This window comes from Nonlabens sp. Asnod3-A02 (assembly GCF_045063755.1).
GTDB lineage: Bacteria > Bacteroidota > Bacteroidia > Flavobacteriales > Flavobacteriaceae > Nonlabens > Nonlabens xylanidelens.
In genome coordinates, this window is record NZ_JBEFOC010000007.1 from 870,067 (window position 1) to 890,849 (window position 20,783).

Consider the following 20,783-nt stretch of genomic DNA (forward strand, 5'->3'; position numbering starts at 1 on the left):
GATTATTTCTTATTAATATCATTTAATATCTCTTCTAGATCTTGTACGCTTAGGTCTTCTTGTTCCATAAAAAACGAAACCATATTTTTAAAAGAACCTTTAAAATAATTACTAGCTAGTTTTCCGGCAGTGGCAGCAGTGTAGGTTTCTTTATTTACTTTAGGAAAATAGATATGTCCACGACCTTCTTTGCGATAATCCACAAACCCTTTGTTCTCTAAAATTCTAATTATGGTAGAAACGGTATTGTAGGCAGGTTTAGGAGATTTCATTTTTTCTATAATGCTCGCTACGTTTGCTTCTTTAAGCGACCATAGGTGTTGCATTATCTCTTCTTCGGCAGTGGTGAGTGTTTTCATATTCAACTAAGTTCTTAGTTCAAACTTAAACTAACTATTTAGTTTAAACTAATTTTTTAGTTGAATAATGTGAAATAATTAATTAAACACAAGAAAATCAGGCGGTTAATTAATTATTATACAAATCGATAAGATGTGTTGAAAGGTGGTGATAGAAATTAAGCGTTTATTTCTTCCCAAAGTTTTTCAGAAGTAAGTCTATAAGTACCCACAAAATCCCAAGAACATTCTGAGGGATCGATGACAGATAAGAATGGCTGTCCATCTTTACGTCCTTTATATAGATGATAGATTTCGCCCACTATAGGTTCAAAAGAGAATTTTGCTCCATAGACCAATTGGTTATCCTCAAATTTTTTAACCATAGCATCATATTGCTCTTTAATTTGGTCAAATTGGGATTTGATCTCATGGTTGACTTTATTAATGTTAGTCTGTTTCCATGAGGTAATATCTGGAGTGGTAATTTTAGGAGCGGCAACACCGCTAGAATAGGGAAGAAGTGCCGCGTTATAAGTTCCTGTCTCCTCATCATATACTACGTAATCTGGTTTTTTATCCTCGCTCATATTACAAATTTACGACTTGAAATTCTGTTTTGTAGAACATTAACATGAATTTCTTAAACAAAAAATCGAGACAGATGCATCTGCCTCGATTATGTTAATTCATCAATCCCCTACAACTGATGAACTCCTATGCTAAATTACTGACAGATAAGGTTCTTACACACGGTGATTAGATGATTGTACTTTCTGATTCTATGTATGGTAAGGATGACTTGATGAAACTCGCTTTCGCGAAAGCGTAACAAATATCATTTTACCTATACATATAAAGTATGACAAACGAAATACACTTTATAGATTTTGAGCCTCAGGTTTTAGAAAAAAGCTTTTGGGGTACAAAAACCTACGAGTCCACAGAAATTGTGATGCAGCGCGTGAATGAATGGGTTAGGAAGAATTACAACCGAGAGATTATTAATGTAGAAACCTTAATAGCTCCAAAAACACCTAATTCTACAAAGAGTTCTAATGCTAATAAATTGAACATGCAAGCCGGTATCGTTTACATGATTGAAACCATACGTGTGTGGTATAAATAGGATAGACCTTATATTTGTATAAAAACTAGATCATATGTCCATTAACTGGAAAACAGCAATAGAATTTGAAGATATTACTTATAAAAAAGCAGACGGTATAGCCCGTATAGCTTTTAATAGACCTGAGGTGCGCAACGCTTTTAGACCTAAAACGGTGAGCGAGCTTATTAAGGCTTTTTATGACGCACAAGAAGATCTTTCTATAGGTGTGGTTATTCTCACTGGAGAAGGACCTTCTAAGAAAGATGGTGGTTGGGCTTTTTGTAGTGGTGGTGATCAAAATGCTCGTGGACACGATGGCTATAAAGATGACTCTGGGACTGGTAGATTAAATATTCTAGAAGTACAGCGCATGATACGTTTTATGCCTAAAGTGGTTATTTGTGCAGTACCTGGCTGGGCTGTAGGTGGTGGACACAGTTTACATGTGGTATGTGACATGACTATAGCGAGTAAAGAACATGGTGTTTTTAAACAAACAGATACGGACGTAGCTAGTGTAGATGCTGGTTATGGTAGTGCATACCTAGCAAAAATGGTAGGGCAGAAAAAAGCTCGCGAGATTTTCTTTTTAGGTCGTACGTATAGTGCTCAAGAAGCAATGGATATGGGAATGGTAAATGCGGTTGTACCGCATGAAGAACTGGACCAGACGGCTTATGACTGGGGACAAGAAATACTTAAAAAATCTCCTATTGCTATAAAAATGGCAAAATTTGCTATGAATGCGACTGATGACGGTATGGTAGGACAACAGGTGTTTGCTGGAGAAATGACACGTCTTATCTACATGACTGACGAGGCAAAAGAAGGTAGAGAAGCGTTCTTAGAAAAACGTGCTCCAGAATGGGGTAATGATCGTTATATTCCATAATTTTTTTTAGAAAGATAGAAATTACAAAGTGTCAATTTAAAGAATTGGCACTTTTTTATTTTACGGTAAAAAAAGAGAGCTTTCTGTATCCCAGATTTTACCTGTAACTACATAGATTGTACTTAGTTCCATGAGTTTTTACTTACATTAGCACTAGATATAGCTTACAACTATATCTAGCCCAACCACACTCTTATGGCAGATCAACAAGATGTTATTAATCAGCTAATTGAAAAATTAGCAATTCTTTCTCAAAAGCAAGAGGCTTTTAAGTACGAGATATATGAGTTAAAAACACAGCTTAATCAATTACAGTCTGCTGCACAAGCTAGCAATGAGCAAGAAAAATTAGAGGAAGAAAAACCTACCGTTACAGAAACAGATGCTGTATCTAATAATCCCATGGCAGATTGGGAATCTTCTAATCAACAGCAGCAGCAGCAGCCGCAGCAAAATCAGCCGCAGCAAAGTCAGTCTGCATCAAATGATAATTGGGATGCAGTACCTAGTAAGAAGACTGTAAATTATCAAAAACCCATACAGCAACCTAAAAAGAAATCACCACTTCAAAAATCTAATCTAGAAAAATTTATAGGTGAAAACTTATTGAATAAAATAGGTATTCTTATAACGGTTATAGGTGTAGGGATAGGAGCAAAGTATTCTATTGAGAATGATTTAATAAGTCCACTAACTAGAATTATTTTAGGGTATTTGTCTGCAATAGGTTTGTTTGGTTTTGGAATGAAACTAAAACAGAAATATGAATCTTATAGTGCTGTGTTGGTAAGTGGAGCGATAGTAATACTTTACTTTATTACTTTCTTTGCCTACAGTTTTTATGAACTAATACCGCAAACAGTCGCCTTTATTCTCATGGTGGTGTTTACTGGGTTTACCATAGTCGCCTCGCTTAATTATAATAAACAGATTATCGCGCATCTAGGACTGGTGGGCGCTTATGCAGTTCCATTTTTACTAAGTAATGGTTCTGGTCAGGTAGAAATATTGTTTAGTTATATAGCGATTATTAATATAGGGATACTCATTCTAGCCTTTAAAAAATACTGGAAACCTTTATATTATTCTTCGTTTGCTTTCACTTGGTTAATTTTTATCTCTTGGATGATAATGGATTATAAGGATCAAGAACACTTTACTCTTGCGTTAGGGTTTTTACTTGTTTTCTTCATCATATTCTACCTTACTTTTCTCTCGTATAAACTGGTTAAGAAAGAATCGTTTGCAGTTTCAGATATTGTTTTACTGCTCTTAAACTCTTTTGTTTTCTACGGTTTAGGATTTGCTATCTTAAGTGATAATGAAACAGGAGAACATTACCTAGGTCTATTTACATTGTGTAACGCGGTAGTTCATTTTGCGGTGGCAACAGTCATTTATAAACAGAAGAAAAGCGATAGAAAATTGTTTTACCTAGCCACAGCACTAGTACTTGCTTTTATATCTATTGCCATACCAGTTCAGCTAGATGGTAATTGGGTGACTTTATTATGGAGTGCACAAGCTGTGTTGCTTTTCTGGTTAGGGACCTCAAAGAAAATTGAGATTTATGAAAAGCTATCTTACCCCATTATGCTACTGGCGACTTTAAGCCTGTTTCAAGATTGGGATAATGATTATAATATTTATGATATAGAATCTTATAGCGATATTATTCCTTTGTTGAATATAAGTTTTATGAGTTCTATGCTATTTGTAGCGGCACTAGGATTTATAGTTTATCTTCAAAGGAAAGAAACTTTTCTATCGGCACTTTCTAAAGACGGTATTTTTTATAAAATGGCTATGTATGCCATACCTTCTGTTTTAATTTTCACCTTGTATTGTGCGTTTAGATTAGAGATAGAATTTTACTTTGATCAATGGTATGATACTTCTCGAGTTCAACTACCAGAAGGATCTAGTCCTTATGCAAATAGTGTATTTGATTCTAGTATCAAGGATTTCAAATCTATATGGATAATTAATTACACACTCTTATTTATAGGTTTATTATCTTATTTTAATTACAAGAAAATTAAAAATAACGTTCTAGAAAACGCCGGATTGATATTTACGGTATTAACTGTATTTATCTTCCTAGTACAAGGTTTGTATTCTTTGAGTGATTTAAGAGAAGCCTATCTATCCACATCAGAATATTATAATAGAGGTATTTTCTATTTACTTATACGTTATATATCATTTGCTTTTGTAGCCTTTGCGATGCTCACTTTATATCGATTTATAAAGAAGCCAGAAATAGCCAAAGGCTTTAAAATCACCTATGATCTTATTCTACATATAAGTATAGTATGGATAATAAGTAGTGAGTTAATACACTGGCTCGATATAGCAGGCGCAACAGATGCTTATAAATTAGGTCTGAGTATATTATGGGGCGTCTATTCTTTCTTATTGATAGGTTTTGGAATATTAAAAAACAAACCTTATTTAAGAATAGGAGGCATGGGATTATTTGGTATTACCCTAATAAAACTATTCTTCTATGATATTGCGCATTTAAACACCATTTCAAAAACTATAGTATTTGTATCTCTAGGAGTATTGCTTTTAATAATCTCATTCCTTTATAATAAATACAAGAACCAAATCAATTATAATGAAAAGGAAGATTAAACTTTTTACTGTTTTAACGCTGTTAGTTAGCGTTATATCATTTGCTCAATTAAAAGAGTACGATTATAAAAGATCTCTAGATGCTGTAAAAGAGGATTGGCATACGGTTACGGTACCAGATGATGTATTTAGTAAGGTATCTCCATCTTTAAATGATATGAGGATTTACGGAATATCTACAGCGCTAGATACTATCGAGGTTCCTTATATTTTAAAGATTAATAAGGAAAAGACTATTTCTCAAAAACATCCTTTTGAGATTATAAATACTTCAAAAACTGATAAAGGCTATTACTTTACCTTTAAGTTAGACGCACCGACTAGCATTAATAACATACAGTTGTCATTTAAGGATACAAATTTTGACTGGAAAGTAGACCTAGAAGGTAGCCAGCACTTAAAACAATGGTTTACGATTCTAGAAGATTATAGAATACTAGACATTCACAACACGACCTCTGTGTATTCATTTACAGAATTGGTTTTACCAGAATCTAGTTATCGATATTTCCGTGTGCTAGTAAGAAGTGATCAACAGCCTGTGTTGGAATCTGCTTTAATATCTATGGATAAGCTTATAGATGGTGAGGTAGTAAAGCATCGTGTTAAAACTATGAAACTCAAGGAAGATAAGAGTTCAAAGTCGAGTGTATTTGAATTTGAGTTAGAAAATAAAGTTCCTGTAAGTCGCATTAAAGTTCATGTAGATGCAAATTACGATTACTTTAGAACTATTAATATATCTTATTTATCAGACAGTATTCATACAGAAAAAGGTTGGAAATATAACTACCGCAACATACGCACAGCGACTCTTAATTCATTAGAATCTAATGAGTTTAAGATTGATAAGACGATTGCTCAAAAATTTAGAATATCTGTTTTAAATGACGATAATCAAGCACTAGACATTACATCAGTAGTAGTAGAAGGCTATAAACATGAATTAATAGCTAGATTCACCCAGCCAGCAGATTATGTACTTGCTTATGGAAACGCATCAGCTTACCGACCTAATTATGATATACAGAAATTTAAAAACACCATTCCTGCTCAGTTAACGAGTTTAGGATTAGGTAAAGAAGTGGCTATTGATAAAATCAAGTCCACTGAAGTATCACCTTTATTTGAAAACGAATGGTGGCTTTGGGTGGTTATGGGAATTGTTATTACTTTATTAGCTGGTTTTACTTTTAAGATGTTAAGTAATACTAGTAGTAAGGTAGAAGAGTAGAGTAGTGTTTATATAAATTCCGCTTTCGCGAAAGCGTAACTATAATAAATCTTCTTCAACGTCTATTAAAGAGCAATACTACTTTCTACCACATCTTCTATGGTAAGTTGAAGATGTTTAGGAAGTAAATTATCTTTAGGTAATACAGCTAGATGTCTATCTTCATTAGAATCAAAGACCTGCTTTAATAAAGGAGTAGGAGTGCCCATTCGCTCACAAATATCACTTACTAAATCTATATGGTGGATAAGATTGCGACTACCTAAATGAAAAATACCACGACGTCTTCTATTAATAATATAATGGAGTTGCTGTACTAGTTTTTTAATATGTGTCGCGTTAATAACCACATTAGGAAAGACCTCGATAGCTTCATTTCTCTTAAGTTGATCTTTGATCTCATTAAGGCGTGGTGAGCCGGTACCGTAAATCATAGGTATTCTACAAATCACGTACTTGGAAACTGGTTTTCTAAGCAGCTCATTTTCAATTCTTATTTTAAAACGGCCATAAATACTTTCGGATAGTGTTTTATCATACTCATAACTTGGGTAGTTAGTAAAACGGTCAAAAACGTTTGCACTAGATAGAAAAATCACCTTACAATCTCGATTATCTATGTAGTCAGATATCTCAAAATGCATTCTTAAAAGACTATTCACATTACCTCTTACGGCGGTTACTATAAATTTAGGTTTTAAATTATCTAGTAATACGTCTAGGCTTTCTAATTCATAATCAAATTGATGAAAATGCTTATTTTTTTCAAAGACTTTACTATCTGTTTTATAGGTAGCATGTACATCAAAAAAAGGCGCAAGCTCTTTATAAAGGGCATTCCCTATAAAGCCGCTTCCGCCTAGTATTAAGATTCTATTCAAAAATGTAAGATTTACTTTTTATAAAAAGGTAGTTTTACTACTGTGGCAGGTACTAACTTTTTTCTAATTTGTATGTGTATTTTACTACCAGGAGTTGCAAAAATAGGTGGTACATAACCCATTCCTATTCCTATTCCCATAGATGGAGACATGGTACCGCTGGTAACTATTCCTAGATCTTGCTGGCTGCTATCTTTAATTTCATAACCACCACGAGGTATAGCACGCTCGTCCATTTCAAAGGCAATTAATTTTCTATCAACACCTTTTTCTTTGTGTTCTAATAACTGCTCGTGGTTTACAAAATCTTTAGTGAATTTTGTAACCCATCCTAGTCCAGCTTCATATGGAGAAGTGGTGTCGTCTATATCATTACCATAAAGACAGTAACCCATTTCTAATCTCAAGGTATCACGTGCAGCAAGACCTATAGGTTTGATACCATAATCTGCCCCAGCTTCAAAAACCTTATTCCAGATTTGTTCTACCTCAGTGTTTTTACAATAGATCTCAAAACCACCAGAACCTGTATAACCAGTTGCACTAATGATTACGTTTTCTATACCTGCAAAGTCAGATACTTCAAAGTGATAAAATTTAATAGCACTTAAATCTACAGAAGTAAGTGATTGCATTGCTTCTACAGCTTTAGGTCCTTGAATAGCAAGAAGTGAATAATCTTCAGAAAGATTTTTCATGTCTGCATTCATGGTATTATGAGAGGTAATGTGATCCCAATCTTTATCAATATTAGAAGCATTTACGACTAGTAAATATTGCTCTTCTTTGATTTTATAAACAATCATGTCATCTACTATACCGCCAGTAGCGTTAGGTAGGTAACTATATTGAGCTCTTCCTACTGTAAGTTTAGACGCGTCATTAGAAGATACTTTTTGAACTAGATTTAAAGCCTCAGGTCCAGAAATTAAAAATTCTCCCATGTGAGAAACGTCAAAAACACCTACGTTATCTCTAACAGTCTGGTGTTCTATGTTAACACCTTCATATTGAACAGGCATATTATATCCAGCAAAAGGAACCATTTTTGCTCCTAATGATTCATGTATAGCGGTAAGCGCGGTATTTTTCATATTCTAATTTTTACGAGTTCAAATGTAGAGATTTCTCCTTTAAATAGCACACCTTTTTAGATTCTGAAAATGCTAACTAATTCACAATTCTAATTAAATAGCTTTACACTCGATTTCCTTAACTTGCAGATTCATAAAATTGACACTTTGAAAATTCTAAGCGCACAACAACTGGCAGAAGCTGATCTGTCCACAATTAATAAACAACAAATTTCTAGTAACGACTTAATGGAGCGTGTGGCAACACTCGTTTTTGAAAGACTCCATCAACGATTAAATGGTGCACCAGTACCTGTAAAAATCTTTTGTGGGATAGGAAATAACGGTGGTGATGGTCTTGCGATAGCTAGACACATGATACAACATGGTTACCATGTAAAAGTTTATGTTACTAATTGTAGTAAAAAAAGGTCTCCGGACTTTTTAGTAAACTATGACCGTATAAAAGATGTGACTAACGAGTGGCCGGTGTTATTGAGCTGTAAAGAAGATTTTCCAGAAATCACACCTCAGGATTTTATTATAGATGCCATTTTTGGTACAGGAATTAATAGACCGGTAGATGGCTGGATGGCAGATTTAATAGTCTATTTAAATAGTGTCAAAGCATTTAAAGTTGCTATCGATATGCCTAGTGGCCTGTATGCAAATACAGCACATAAAACTGATGATGCCATCTTACAGGCAGACCATACCTTTACTTTTCAAACGCCTAAACTATCTTTTTTCCTTCCAGAAACAGGTCAGTATACCGGTACTTTTGAGGTGATTAATATAGGGTTAGATCCTGAGTATTTAATGGCAGCAGCGCCAATAGCTCAATTGATTACTAGAGAGGCCGCTCAAAATATGTATCAACCTCGAGAGAAATTTTCTTATAAAGGAGATTATGGTCACGTGTTAACATTTGCTGGTAGTAAAGGTAAGATGGGTGCCGCTGTACTTTGTGCAGGAGCAGCCATAAATGCAGGAGCAGGTAAAGTGACGGCCTATATCCCAGAAGACGGTAATTTTATAATGCAATCTTCTTTACCAGAGGTCATGACGGTAGAAAGTGATGGTGACGATTATGTAACAGATTTTAATAATCCTATTAAGAATGCAGTTTTGTGCATAGGTCCTGGAATAGGTGTCGAGAAGGATACGTGTTCCGCTTTCGCGAAAGCGGTAAAAGAACAATCTACTCCTATAGTTATTGATGCTGACGGAATTCAAATTCTAGCAAAGCATCCAGAATTAATAAAAGATATACCTAAAGATTCTATTTTAACTCCTCACGATGGTGAGCTTAAAAAGTTGATAGGTGAGTGGGATAATAGTTATACAAGGTTAGAAAAAGCACAAGAGTTTTCTAAGAAAAACAATGTAATTCTTGTATTAAAAGGAGCACATACTATTACTGTGGCAGGTTCTGGTCAGTATGTTAACAGTACAGGAAATCCTGGAATGGCAACTGCAGGTAGTGGCGATGTGTTGAGTGGTATTATAGCTTCTTTTCTTGCACAAGGATATGACCCACTTACGGCAGCTGCATTCTCTGTGTATTTACATGGAGCCAGTGGCGATCTAGCATCACAAACATATGCACATGAGGGTCTTAAGGCTTCCATAATATCTAATTTTATAGGTTCTAGTATACTCCAGCTATTTAGAAATCCGTCGCAAGAGCAACAAGCGCAACCACAGAGTTAAACTTTTTGTTTAATATTGCCGCAGTCTAAACAGCCCATCATGACACACGAAATTTCTTCAAAACGTTTAAGTTTAAAAGATTTACAGCACATAGTAAATAATGTTACAGCTCTAAAATTATCAGATAACGCTGCACAAGCCGTAAAGGAGTGTAGAGATTATTTAGATAAAAACTTTGGCGATACAAATAGCAAACCTACTTATGGTATCAATACAGGATTTGGTTCTTTGTGTAATACCCAGATAGAGAGTGATCAACTAACGCAGTTGCAACATAATCTAATTATGTCACATGCATGTGGGGCAGGAGAAGAGGTTCCAGAAAAGATAGTGAGATTGATGCTTTTTCTTAAAGTTCAAAGTTTAAGCTATGGACATAGTGGAATAAGTATAGCTGTAATACAACGATTAATTGATTTTTACAATGCAGGAGTGCATCCAGTAGTTTATCAACAAGGTTCTTTAGGAGCATCTGGAGATCTTGCACCACTAGCACATCTTGCTTTACCCTTAATAGGATTAGGAGAGGTTTCTTACCTAGGAAAACGATATACTGGTGCTGAAATCAATGATCTTATGGGATGGGATTCTCTCCAATTACAGTCTAAGGAAGGTCTAGCTCTTATTAATGGTACGCAATTCATGCTAGCTTATGGAGTTTATTTAAGTCTAGAATCTCAAAAACTATGGTACTGGTCACATGTGACTACCGCTATATCTTTAGATGGTTTTTCTTGTAATATGTCACCCTTTGACGAGCGAATTCACTTGATAAGACCACACAAAGGACAGCTTAAGAGTGCTTCCATTATCCGCGATTTATTAGAAGACAGTCAGATAGCGTCTGGTAAAAAAGAGAATGTACAAGATCCTTATAGTTTTAGATGCACACCACAAGTTCATGGTGCTACAAAGGACACACTAGATCATGTTATTAAAACAATAGTGACAGAATGTAACTCAGTTACCGATAATCCTAATGTATTTCCAGAATCTGACACCATTATATCTGGTGGTAATTTTCATGGACAACCACTTGCTCTAGCTCTAGATTTTCTTTCTATAGCAATGAGTGAAATAGCCAGCATTAGTGAGCGTAGAATATTTCAATTAATGAGCGGTACTCGTGGTTTACCACCTTTCTTATGTAATAATGCCGGTTTAAATAGTGGTTTAATGATTATTCAATATACCGCAGCAAGTATAGTAAGTCAGAATAGACATCTTGCAAACCCAGCTTCTACAGATAGTATCGTTAGTTCTAACGGGCAAGAAGATCATGTAAGTATGGGGGCAAATGCTGCAACTAAGGCTTATAAAATAATTGATAATATAAAAACAGTACTCGCCATAGAACTTATAAGTGGTACACAAGCATTAGAATTTCAAGGCAAGAAAACATCTGACTTTTTAGAATCTATTGTTATGCTACTGCGCAGTTCTGTACCTTTTTACGACACGGATAGAGTCATGTATGGAGATATTCAACTAGCTAGAGAGTTAATGGATTCCACAGCTTTGGACCTAGAAATAATAAATTAAGAAAAGAGGTGAACGTTACTATAGTTCACCTCTTTTTTTTAATTGAGTAATTGAGAGTTGGTCCAGTTGATGGCATGTTCTTTATTGAAAAAAGATTGTAGCTTTCCAGGTTTAAAGAACTTACTCTCTAGATCTACAGAGCTTATAATTTGAGAATTGCTCTCCACTATACTTATACTTCTTAAATTTTGATGTTTTGTATTATATAAATGCACCATAGGATCTATGCTGTAACTATTCTCGCGCACACTTATATACCCTAATTTTTGCTCGGTACCATAATGAGCAATAATCTCATCGTTAAGTATGGAGTTAAGAGCCATATTAAAGTGTATACCTTCATTAATTATACCTATAATTATATCTTTATGTAATTCAAATTTTCCGAACCCTAATTCTAAAATATTCATAATTCAATTCTTAAATCGAGGTGCAAATATAAGTGCTTTTTACTATGCGTGCATAATAAAAAATGTAACCAAAGATTAATCGATCAACTACTTAATTGATAGTTTTAAGACCTAAAAAGAGTATGAATATGTCTTTTTCGCCTCATTTTCACTAAAGGATTACTTATATGTTTTTTCATATTTCATGATAAAAATAACATAAAACAACAGATCATAAAAAAAACGAGTCTTAAGAAATACATCTTAAGACTCGTTTTAAAGAAATTATTTTGAAAATTACTCTGCAGACTGTTCTTCAGATTCTTTTTCAATTTTTATCACTAGTTTATCTTCTTCTTTATCAAAATTCATAAAAATAGAATCACCTTCACTAAGCTGACTGTTTACTATTTCTTCAGCAAGAGCGTCTTCTATATGTTTTTGAATAGCTCTTTTAAGTGGACGTGCACCGTACTCTTTGTCAAAACCTTTTTCTACAATGTAGTCTTTTGCCTCATCACTAAGAGAAAGATTGTACCCTAGACCTTTGATTCTAGTAAATAACTTAGCTAGTTCAATATCTATAATTTTATGAATATCATCTTTTTCTAAAGAGTTGAATACGATTACATCATCTATTCTGTTTAAGAATTCTGGTGCAAAGGTTTTCTTTAATGCTGCTTGTATAACTCCACGAGCGTTGTCGTCTTCGGCCATTTTGCGAGCTGCAGTACCGAATCCTACACCAGACGCACCAAAGTCTTTCAGTTTTCTAGCACCTACGTTAGAAGTCATTATGATGATAGTATTTCTAAAATCAATTTTTCTTCCTAAACTGTCTGTTAAGAAACCGTCATCAAGAACCTGCAGTAACATATTAAACACGTCAGGATGCGCTTTTTCTATCTCATCTAGAAGTATAACCGCATACGGTTTACGTCTTACTTTTTCAGTAAGCTGTCCACCTTCTTCATAACCTACATATCCTGGAGGTGCTCCTACTAGTCTAGAAATAGCAAATTTCTCCATGTATTCACTCATGTCAATACGTATAAGTGAATTCTCAGAATCAAATAATTCGTTTGCTAGAACCTTTGCAAGTTGTGTCTTACCTACACCAGTCTGTCCTAAGAATATGAAAGAACCTATTGGTTTATTAGGGTCTTTTAATCCAGCTCTATTACGTTGTATGGCTTTTACAACTTGTTTCACCGCTTTATCTTGACCTATAACTAGATCTGCAATAGTGCTATTAAGATTACTTAATTTCTTTAACTCTTTAGTAGCGATACGATTAACAGGTATTCCAGTCATCATGCTCACTACTTCGGCAACATTTTCTTCAGTTACCGTGTCTTTATGAAGTTTAGAAGCTTCTTCCCACGCATTTTGCGCTTCTTCCAGCTGTTGTTCTAACTTCTTCTCATCGTCTCTTAATTTTGCAGCTTGTTCATATTTCTGCTTTTTAACGACGTTATTCTTTTCTTTCTTAACATCTTCTAGTTGTTTTTCTATTTCAACTATTTGTTCAGGTACCTCTATATTAGTAATGTGAATTCGAGATCCTGCCTCATCAAGCGCATCAATAGCCTTGTCTGGTAGAAAACGATCTGTCATATAGCGATTAGTTAACTTCACACAGGCTTCAATAGCCTCTGGAGTATAAATCACATTATGATGGTCTTCATATTTTGCCTTAATATTATTAAGAATAGTAATAGTTTCTTCAACCGAGGTAGGCTCTACCATTACTTTTTGAAAACGTCTTTCTAGAGCGCCATCCTTTTCAATACTATTTCTATATTCATCTAAAGTAGTGGCTCCTATACATTGCAACTCACCACGAGCAAGTGCAGGTTTAAACATGTTAGATGCGTCTAGAGACCCAGCTGCACCACCAGCGCCTACTATGGTATGAATTTCGTCTATGAAAAGAATGATATCATCATTTTTCTCTAATTCATTCATAACCGCTTTCATGCGCTCTTCAAACTGCCCTCTGTATTTAGTACCAGCAACTAGGCTAGCAAGATCTAGAGTAATAACACGTTTATCATAGAGAATACGAGATACCTTTTTTTGTACGATACGTAAGGCTAGCCCTTCGGCTATGGCACTTTTACCTACACCAGGTTCTCCTATTAATAAAGGGTTGTTTTTCTTACGACGACTCAAAATTTGTGAAACACGCTGTATTTCTTCTGTACGACCTACTACAGGATCTAGTTTATCATCCTCGGCCATTCTAGTAAGATCACGACCAAAGTTATCTAGAACCGGAGTTTTAGACTTCTTATTTGTTTTCTTATCGCCAGATGGTGAGAATAAATTCTCTTTACCGCCATCGTGCATTTCTTCTCCTGCGTCATCGTCACTAAATGATTGTGCACTCACATCTTCTATATAACCATCTTCTTGTGATAGAATCATTTTAAATTCATCCTTCACATTATCATAGTCTACACTCAGCTTATTTAAAAGTTTTGTAGTAGGGTCATTCTCATTACGTAAAATACATAATAATAGATGAGCCGTATTAATAGATGTACTTTGAAAAAGTTTTGCTTCTAAAAATGTAGTTTTCAGTGCACGCTCTGCCTGTCGAGTAAGATGTAAATTCTTCTTCTCGTTAACTGCAGCTGTTATATTAGGGTTTGCTGGACTTAATATCTCAACTTTACGGCGCAGGTTATCAAGATCTACCGATAGATTATTTAAAATCTCAATCGCTTTTCCATCTCCATCTCGCAGTAATCCTAACATTAAATGTTCTGTACCTATAAAATCGTGACCTAATCGCAACGCCTCTTCTTTGCTATAGGCGATCACGTCCTTAACTCTTGGTGAAAAATTATCGTCCATATTGCTTCTTTCGTTTAAAAGTATTGAATTTATTCTTTCAAAAAGCATTCCGTAATATAAAAAAGGGTTAATACTTTGTTCGCTTTCGCGAAAGCGTAACATTTACAGTGCTTTACCTTATTATATAGACTGATAAAACTTATTCACAGAGAAGGTTTAAAAGTGTTAATAAAAACAGAGCTAAAACCGTATCAACACCTTATTATTACTAGCGATTTCCTTAAATTGCTAGTTGTTAAAATAACTAATTTAATATAATCTGATTTACATGGCAGATGGAGAAAAGTTAATCCCGATTAATATCGAGGATGAAATGAAGTCAGCATACATCGATTACTCGATGTCAGTCATAGTGTCACGTGCACTGCCAGATGTGCGAGATGGACTAAAACCAGTACACAGAAGGGTTCTTTACGGTATGTATGAACTGGGTGTACTTTCTAATAGAGGTTACAAAAAAAGTGCAAGAATAGTAGGTGAGGTACTAGGTAAGTATCACCCACATGGTGATACGTCTGTTTACGATACTATGGTGCGTATGGCTCAAGAATGGTCATTGCGTTATATGATGGTAGATGGTCAGGGTAACTTTGGTAGTGTAGATGGTGACCCACCAGCTGCAATGCGTTATACTGAAGCAAAAATGCGCAAGATATCTGAAGAGATGCTTGCTGATATCGATAAAGAAACAGTTGATACACAACTGAATTTTGATGATACCTTATCAGAGCCTACAGTTTTACCTACAAAAATTCCTAACCTTCTTGTTAATGGAGCCAGTGGTATAGCCGTAGGTATGGCAACTAATATGCCTCCTCACAACTTAACTGAAGTGGTGGATGGTACAATTGCCTATATCGAAAATAATGATATTGAGATAGAAGAGTTGATAACGCACATCAAAGCACCAGACTTTCCTACTGGTGGTATCATTTATGGTTATGATGGTGTTAAAGACGCATTTCATACCGGTCGTGGACGTATTAAAATACGTGGTCGTGTAAGAATAGAAGAAGTAAAAGGTCGTGAATGTATAATCGTTGATGAATTACCATACCAGGTAAACAAGGCAGATATGATTAAGAAAACTGCCGACCTTATTAATGATAAAAAGCTAGAAGGTATTGCCTCTATTAGAGATGAGTCTGATAGAAAAGGTATGCGTATCGTTTATGTATTAAAGCGCGATGCTATACCTAATATTGTTATTAATAAACTTTATAAGCATACTGCGCTTCAGTCTAGTTTTAGTGTAAATAATATTGCTCTTGTTAATGGTCGTCCTCAATTACTTAATGTAAAAGAGATGATTCACTACTTTGTAGAGCATAGGCATGAAGTAGTAACACGTAGAACAGAATATGAACTACGCAAGGCTGAAGAAAGAGCTCATATTTTAGAAGGATTAATTATTGCTAGTGATAACATCGATGAGGTTATTGCTTTAATAAGATCTAGTAAAAATGGTGAAGAGGCTCGTGGGAAGTTAATCGAGAGATTTGAACTTTCAGAAATTCAGGCACGTGCTATTGTTGAAATGCGTCTTAGACAATTAACTGGTCTAGAGCAGGATAAGTTGCGTAACGAGTACAGTGAGTTAATGGAAACTATTGCTGACTTAAAAGATATTCTTGCAAAGAAAGAACGTCGTATGCAAATTATCAAAGATGAACTTATTGAAGTTCAAGAGAAATTTGGTGATGAGCGTCGTTCAAAAATTGAATATGCTGGAGGTGATCTAAGTATAGAAGACATGATCCCAGATGAGCAGGTAGTTATAACTATATCTCATGCTGGTTACATTAAAAGAACAAGCCTTACAGAATATAAAACACAAAACCGTGGTGGAGTAGGTCAAAAAGCAAGTACTACTAGAGATGAAGATTTCTTAGTAGATCTATTTGTGGGGACTAATCACCAGTACATGTTATTCTTTACTGAAAAAGGTAAGTGTTTCTGGATGCGAGTTTATGAAATTCCTGAAGGTAGTAAAACCTCTAAAGGTCGTGCTATTCAAAACCTTATTAACATTGAACAAGATGATAATGTTAAGGCAGTAATTTGTACTCAGGATATTAAAGATAAAGAATACATTAATAGTCATTTTGTGATTATGTGTACAAAGAAAGGTGTGGTTAAGAAAACATCTTTAGAACAATATTCTAGACCAAGATCAAACGGTATTAATGCTATTACCGTTAGAGATGGAGATACACTTTTAGAAGCAAAACTAACCACTGGAGACAGTCATGTTATGTTAGGTTTAAAGAGTGGTAAAGCTATACGTTTTGACGAGTCTAAAACAAGACCTATGGGTAGAAATGCCAGTGGTGTAAGAGGTATTAGATTATCTGACGACGAGGACGAGGTAATAGGAATGGTTGCTGTAAACGATATGGATTCTAATATTCTTGTTGTTTCAGAAAAAGGATATGGAAAACGTTCTAGCCTAGATGATTATCGTGAGACTAATCGTGGTGGTAAAGGTGTTAAAACTATATCGGTTACTGAAAAAACAGGTGGTCTAGTAGCGCTTAAAAATGTGAATGATAAAGATGGTCTTATGATTATCAATAAATCAGGAGTAGCTATACGTATGAATGTCGCAGATTTAAGAGTAATGGGACGTGCGACACAAGGTGTCCGTCTTATTAATCTTAAAGGAAATGATTCTATTGCAGCCGTTGCAAAGGTGGTAAAGGATGAAGATGAAGAAGAGATAGAGTCTGATGAAAGCGTAATTGCCGCTCAAGAAGATGGAACAGATCTTGAAGTAGATGATAGCGAAGAATAAATTCAAAATATTATTATGAAATTTAAATTAACAATAACTTTTCTAGCAATAGCCTCTATGGCTGTTGCTCAGAAAAAGGAGATTAAGAAAATTACTAAGGCAGTAGAAAAAGGAGAATTCAGCAAAGCACAGGAATTATTTAATTCTATAGATGAGAATTCTGTAGAAGCAGAATACGCAGGAGCTTATCAATTTTTCAAAGGTGCAAATTATATGGACCTTTCAGGTGGACAGCCAGTAAATCTTGATAATTTACGTAAAGCAGAGTCTGCTATCGCAAAGTCTAAAGAATTGGGTTATTCAAACTTGAAGTTTGAGCCAATTTTAGAAAATTTAATTCTCAAAAGTAAGCTTCAAATTGCAAATGATAAAGTAGCTAGTGGTGATGCAGATATGGCGTTGAAACTGGTAGATGAGTTGTATGAAAGTAATCCAGAGAATTTAGATATGCTTTATAATGCAGGTAATCTTGCTTATAGTAGTTCTAAATTTGACGTGGCTTTAGAAAAATATTCATCACTTTTAGAAAAAGGATATACAGGAGTAAAAACTACTTATGTAGCGACTAATTTAAATGGTGTAGTGGAGCAATTTTCTAATGAAAAAGTGAGAGATTATTCGGTAAAAGCAAAAACTCATACAAATCCTGCTTTAGAAAAAAGTAATTCTAATTTAGGTGATATTGTTCTTAAGACGGTATGGTTACATGTGAATAAAGAGGACAAGGTTAAGGCAAAAGAGGTTTATGAAACAGCTCTTAATGCTCATCCTAACGATCAGTCTCTTAAGTTAGTTAAGCCAGATGTATTATTAACTTTAGGAATGATGGAGGAGTACAAAGAAGCTATAGAGAATATGGACTCTGATATATCTGATCCTAAGGTTTTTGATAATCTAGGAGCTGCAGCAATAGAGAAAAAGAATTATGAAAGTGCAATACGTTACTTTAAATCTAGCCTTAAGTTAGAGTCTAAAAACTATTATGCTTTAGTAAATTTATCCAATGCTTATCTAGAAACAGGTAATTTAGAGACGACAACTGCTGCAGAGCAAAAGGAGTTTTATACTCAAGCGGTTTCTTATTTAGAAAAGGCACATGATTTAAAGCCAGAGGATAAAGGTGTGATGGCAACCTTAGTTAGTCTGTATGACTTTTTAGGTATGACAGATAAGTCTGCACAAATTAAATCTAAGATGTAAGTATTTATAACGCTTTCGCGAAAGCGGAATAGAAAAAAAAGCTCTTGATTTATTCAAGAGCTTTTTTATTTATATTATTTTCTTAATAACTCTCAACTTGTGAGTATGAATGTTTTCTTCAACATTAAAAATACCACTCTGGTCTAAGCGATCTATTCTTACTTTACCATGAGCATGTATGATATAATTATCACTCATTATTATTCCAACGTGTGTAATTTTACCTTCATTATTATCAAAAAAAGCAAGGTCGCCTGGTTCAGCTTCTTCTATAAAGCTCAACACTTCACCTTGTGTAGCTTGCTGGCTAGCATCTCTTAATAGGTTAAAACCACTTAGTCTATATATTAACTGAGTAAAACCACTACAGTCTATGCCTAGTGGTGTCCTGCCGCCCCATAAATAAGGAGTGTTAAGAAATAATAAAGCGTTATTGATAAGGTTAGAACTACCAAGTATAACTGTGTTTATGTCGTTTTGAAAAGTGTCTTTTAATAACGATGTGGAGCTTACTTGAGCACCTATGGTTAGTGTGCTCAATGTTTTGTCCTCATGTGTTAAATGAGATATTAAATCTTTAGAATAAAATTTTGAGTGCTTTACAAAGTGTTGGTATTGTTCAGATTCAATTTCTTTGAACTGTTTGTTATCAATCCAGCCTTCATAATTATCATGAGCAAGTCTAATTTTAGACCATTTCTTTCTTTTTTCTAATACCTTAAATAATTCTCCATAGAGAACTTGTGATACCATCTCGCTGGCATCACTAGTTTCTAACCTTAAAGGAGCAATAGAAATCGGACAGACACCGTATCTCATAGATTCTTAACTTACGATTGTATCACGATTGCACTTGCGCCACCGCCACCATTACAGATAGCTGCAGCACCTATCTTTCCTTTCTCTTGTCTTAAGACACTCATGAGTGTCGTTACTATTCTAGCACCACTACAACCTAGAGGATGTCCTAAAGAAACAGCACCACCGTACACATTTACATTACTGTCATTAAGACCTAATATTTTCATGTTAGCTAAGCCTACTACAGCAAATGCTTCATTAAATTCAAAGTAATCTACATCACTTATAGCTACACCTGCTTTATTAAGAGCTTTAGGAAGCGCTTTGGCAGGAGCTGTTGTAAAATATTTAGGCTCTTGTGCAGCATCAGCATAACCTATTATAGTTGCTAGTGCAGTTAATCCTAATTCATTTGCTTTTTCTTCACTCATTAAAACTAGTGCTGCGGCACCATCGTTAATAGTAGAGGCGTTTGCTGCAGTTACAGTACCGTCTTTAGAAAAAGCAGGTCGCAATGCAGGTATTTTTTCCATTTTTACATTAGAAAACTCCTCGTCTGTATCGACTATTACATCGTCTCCTCTTCTTTGTGGAACAGCTACTGGTACAACTTCGTCGTTAAACTTACCAGATTCCCATGCAGCTTTAGAACGTTCATAAGATTGTACGGCAAATTCATCTTGGTCTTCACGAGTAAAACTGTGGTCTGTTGCGCATAGGTCAGCACAAGTTCCCATAGCTTCTTGACTGTATGCGTCAACTAGTCCGTCTTTTTGCATACCGTCTACTAGAGTAGTTGGTCCAAATTTTTGACCATTTCTCATATGTACATAATGTGGTATCATGCTCATATTTTCCATTCCTCCAGCAATAACGATATCGTTATCTCCTAAGGCAATAGATTGAGCAGCCATCATAATAGTCTTCATTCCACTTGCACAAACCTTATTAATAGTAGATGCTGGTGTGTCTATAGATATTCCTGCTCCTAATGCTGCCTGTCTAGCTGGAGCTTGTCCAGTACCTGCTTGCACTACGTTACCCATTAATACCTCGTCTACAAGGTTGGGCTCCAAAGAAATTTTATCTAGTGCACCTTTAATAGCTACAGATCCTAGTTTTGTGGCTGGAACTGATGATAATTTCCCCATAAAACTTCCTATAGGAGTTCTTGCATAAGATACTATAACTACTTTTTTCATGTCTTGATTTTTATACTGCAAAAATAATGAATTTAATAAGTAATTTAGGTCTAACTGGTCTACCAAACACTCATTTGTGTGACTATATTAATGGTTTATTAAAACTATAGT

Annotated in this window: 16 protein-coding genes; 8 read left to right on the forward strand and 8 right to left on the reverse strand. The window is 34.9% G+C overall.

What is annotated here, in order from left to right; genetic code table 11:
• Positions 1-2: 2 nt before the first annotated feature.
• Together ACJJVN_RS07345 and ACJJVN_RS07350 are read right to left on the reverse strand one after the other, a co-directional pair.
• Positions 3-359 (reverse strand): BlaI/MecI/CopY family transcriptional regulator, encoded by a 357-nt coding sequence (locus ACJJVN_RS07345; protein ID WP_405377653.1) that lies wholly within the window; start codon positions 357-359, stop codon positions 3-5.
• 158 nt (positions 360-517) lie between these two features.
• Positions 518-928, reverse strand: a complete 411-nt coding sequence (locus ACJJVN_RS07350) for a DUF2452 domain-containing protein (RefSeq protein WP_405377654.1) — start codon at positions 926-928, stop codon at positions 518-520.
• 272 nt (positions 929-1,200) lie between these two features.
• Here ACJJVN_RS07350 and ACJJVN_RS07355 point away from each other — a divergent pair, with 272 nt between their 5' ends.
• The 4 genes from ACJJVN_RS07355 to ACJJVN_RS07370 all read left to right on the forward strand — a co-directional run bounded on the left by ACJJVN_RS07355 (position 1,201) and on the right by ACJJVN_RS07370 (position 6,215).
• A complete protein-coding gene (locus ACJJVN_RS07355) occupies positions 1,201-1,467 on the forward strand; it encodes a hypothetical protein (RefSeq protein WP_405377655.1) in 267 nt (88 codons plus the stop codon).
• Positions 1,468-1,501: 34 nt separating this feature from the next.
• Complete coding sequence (locus tag ACJJVN_RS07360) at positions 1,502-2,341, forward strand: 1,4-dihydroxy-2-naphthoyl-CoA synthase (RefSeq protein WP_104516279.1); 840 nt, start codon at positions 1,502-1,504, stop codon at positions 2,339-2,341.
• A gap of 195 nt (positions 2,342-2,536) precedes the next feature.
• Positions 2,537-4,981, forward strand: coding sequence for a DUF2339 domain-containing protein (locus ACJJVN_RS07365; protein WP_405377656.1), 2,445 nt, complete (start codon positions 2,537-2,539; stop codon positions 4,979-4,981).
• Positions 4,965-6,215 (forward strand): DUF3999 family protein, encoded by a 1,251-nt coding sequence (locus tag ACJJVN_RS07370; RefSeq protein ID WP_405377657.1) that lies wholly within the window; start codon positions 4,965-4,967, stop codon positions 6,213-6,215. Before ACJJVN_RS07365 ends, ACJJVN_RS07370 begins: the two co-directional genes overlap by 17 nt.
• A 65-nt stretch (positions 6,216-6,280) precedes the next feature.
• Here the strand turns inward: ACJJVN_RS07370 and ACJJVN_RS07375 are convergent, their stop codons facing one another.
• Both ACJJVN_RS07375 and gcvT read right to left on the reverse strand, forming a co-directional pair.
• Positions 6,281-7,096 (reverse strand): sugar nucleotide-binding protein, encoded by an 816-nt coding sequence (locus tag ACJJVN_RS07375; protein WP_405377658.1) that lies wholly within the window; start codon positions 7,094-7,096, stop codon positions 6,281-6,283.
• Between the two features lie 11 nt (positions 7,097-7,107).
• A complete protein-coding gene (gene gcvT / locus ACJJVN_RS07380) occupies positions 7,108-8,190 on the reverse strand; it encodes a glycine cleavage system aminomethyltransferase GcvT (protein ID WP_104516287.1) in 1,083 nt (360 codons plus the stop codon).
• A 147-nt stretch (positions 8,191-8,337) separates the two neighbouring features.
• Here gcvT and ACJJVN_RS07385 point away from each other — a divergent pair, with 147 nt between their 5' ends.
• Positions 8,338-9,882: an NAD(P)H-hydrate dehydratase gene (locus ACJJVN_RS07385; RefSeq protein ID WP_405377659.1), complete on the forward strand. Its 1,545-nt coding sequence runs from the start codon at positions 8,338-8,340 to the stop codon at positions 9,880-9,882.
• A 39-nt stretch (positions 9,883-9,921) separates the two neighbouring features.
• Complete coding sequence (hutH, locus tag ACJJVN_RS07390; protein WP_104516289.1) at positions 9,922-11,424, forward strand: histidine ammonia-lyase; 1,503 nt, start codon at positions 9,922-9,924, stop codon at positions 11,422-11,424.
• 38 nt (positions 11,425-11,462) lie between these two features.
• Here the strand turns inward: hutH and ACJJVN_RS07395 are convergent, their stop codons facing one another.
• Both ACJJVN_RS07395 and ACJJVN_RS07400 read right to left on the reverse strand, forming a co-directional pair.
• Positions 11,463-11,834 carry a hypothetical protein gene (locus ACJJVN_RS07395; RefSeq protein WP_405377660.1) on the reverse strand — a complete coding sequence of 124 codons (372 nt, stop codon included), beginning with the start codon at positions 11,832-11,834 and terminating at the stop codon, positions 11,463-11,465.
• Between the two features lie 276 nt (positions 11,835-12,110).
• Entirely contained in the window at positions 12,111-14,675 is a 2,565-nt protein-coding gene (locus tag ACJJVN_RS07400) for an ATP-dependent Clp protease ATP-binding subunit (protein WP_405369054.1), read from the reverse strand.
• Positions 14,676-14,943: 268 nt separating this feature from the next.
• Between ACJJVN_RS07400 and gyrA the strand changes: the two genes are divergently transcribed.
• Both gyrA and ACJJVN_RS07410 read left to right on the forward strand, forming a co-directional pair.
• Complete coding sequence (gene gyrA, locus ACJJVN_RS07405; RefSeq protein ID WP_104516292.1) at positions 14,944-17,469, forward strand: DNA gyrase subunit A; 2,526 nt, start codon at positions 14,944-14,946, stop codon at positions 17,467-17,469.
• Positions 17,470-17,484: 15 nt separating this feature from the next.
• Positions 17,485-18,669 (forward strand): tetratricopeptide repeat protein, encoded by a 1,185-nt coding sequence (locus ACJJVN_RS07410; RefSeq protein ID WP_405377661.1) that lies wholly within the window; start codon positions 17,485-17,487, stop codon positions 18,667-18,669.
• Positions 18,670-18,738: 69 nt separating this feature from the next.
• Here ACJJVN_RS07410 and ACJJVN_RS07415 read toward each other — a convergent pair whose 3' ends face one another.
• Positions 18,739-19,488: an NlpC/P60 family protein gene (locus ACJJVN_RS07415; RefSeq protein ID WP_405377662.1), complete on the reverse strand. Its 750-nt coding sequence runs from the start codon at positions 19,486-19,488 to the stop codon at positions 18,739-18,741.
• 11 nt (positions 19,489-19,499) lie between these two features.
• Entirely contained in the window at positions 19,500-20,672 is a 1,173-nt protein-coding gene (locus tag ACJJVN_RS07420) for an acetyl-CoA C-acyltransferase (RefSeq protein WP_104516298.1), read from the reverse strand.
• Between the last annotated feature and the right edge of the window lie 111 nt (positions 20,673-20,783).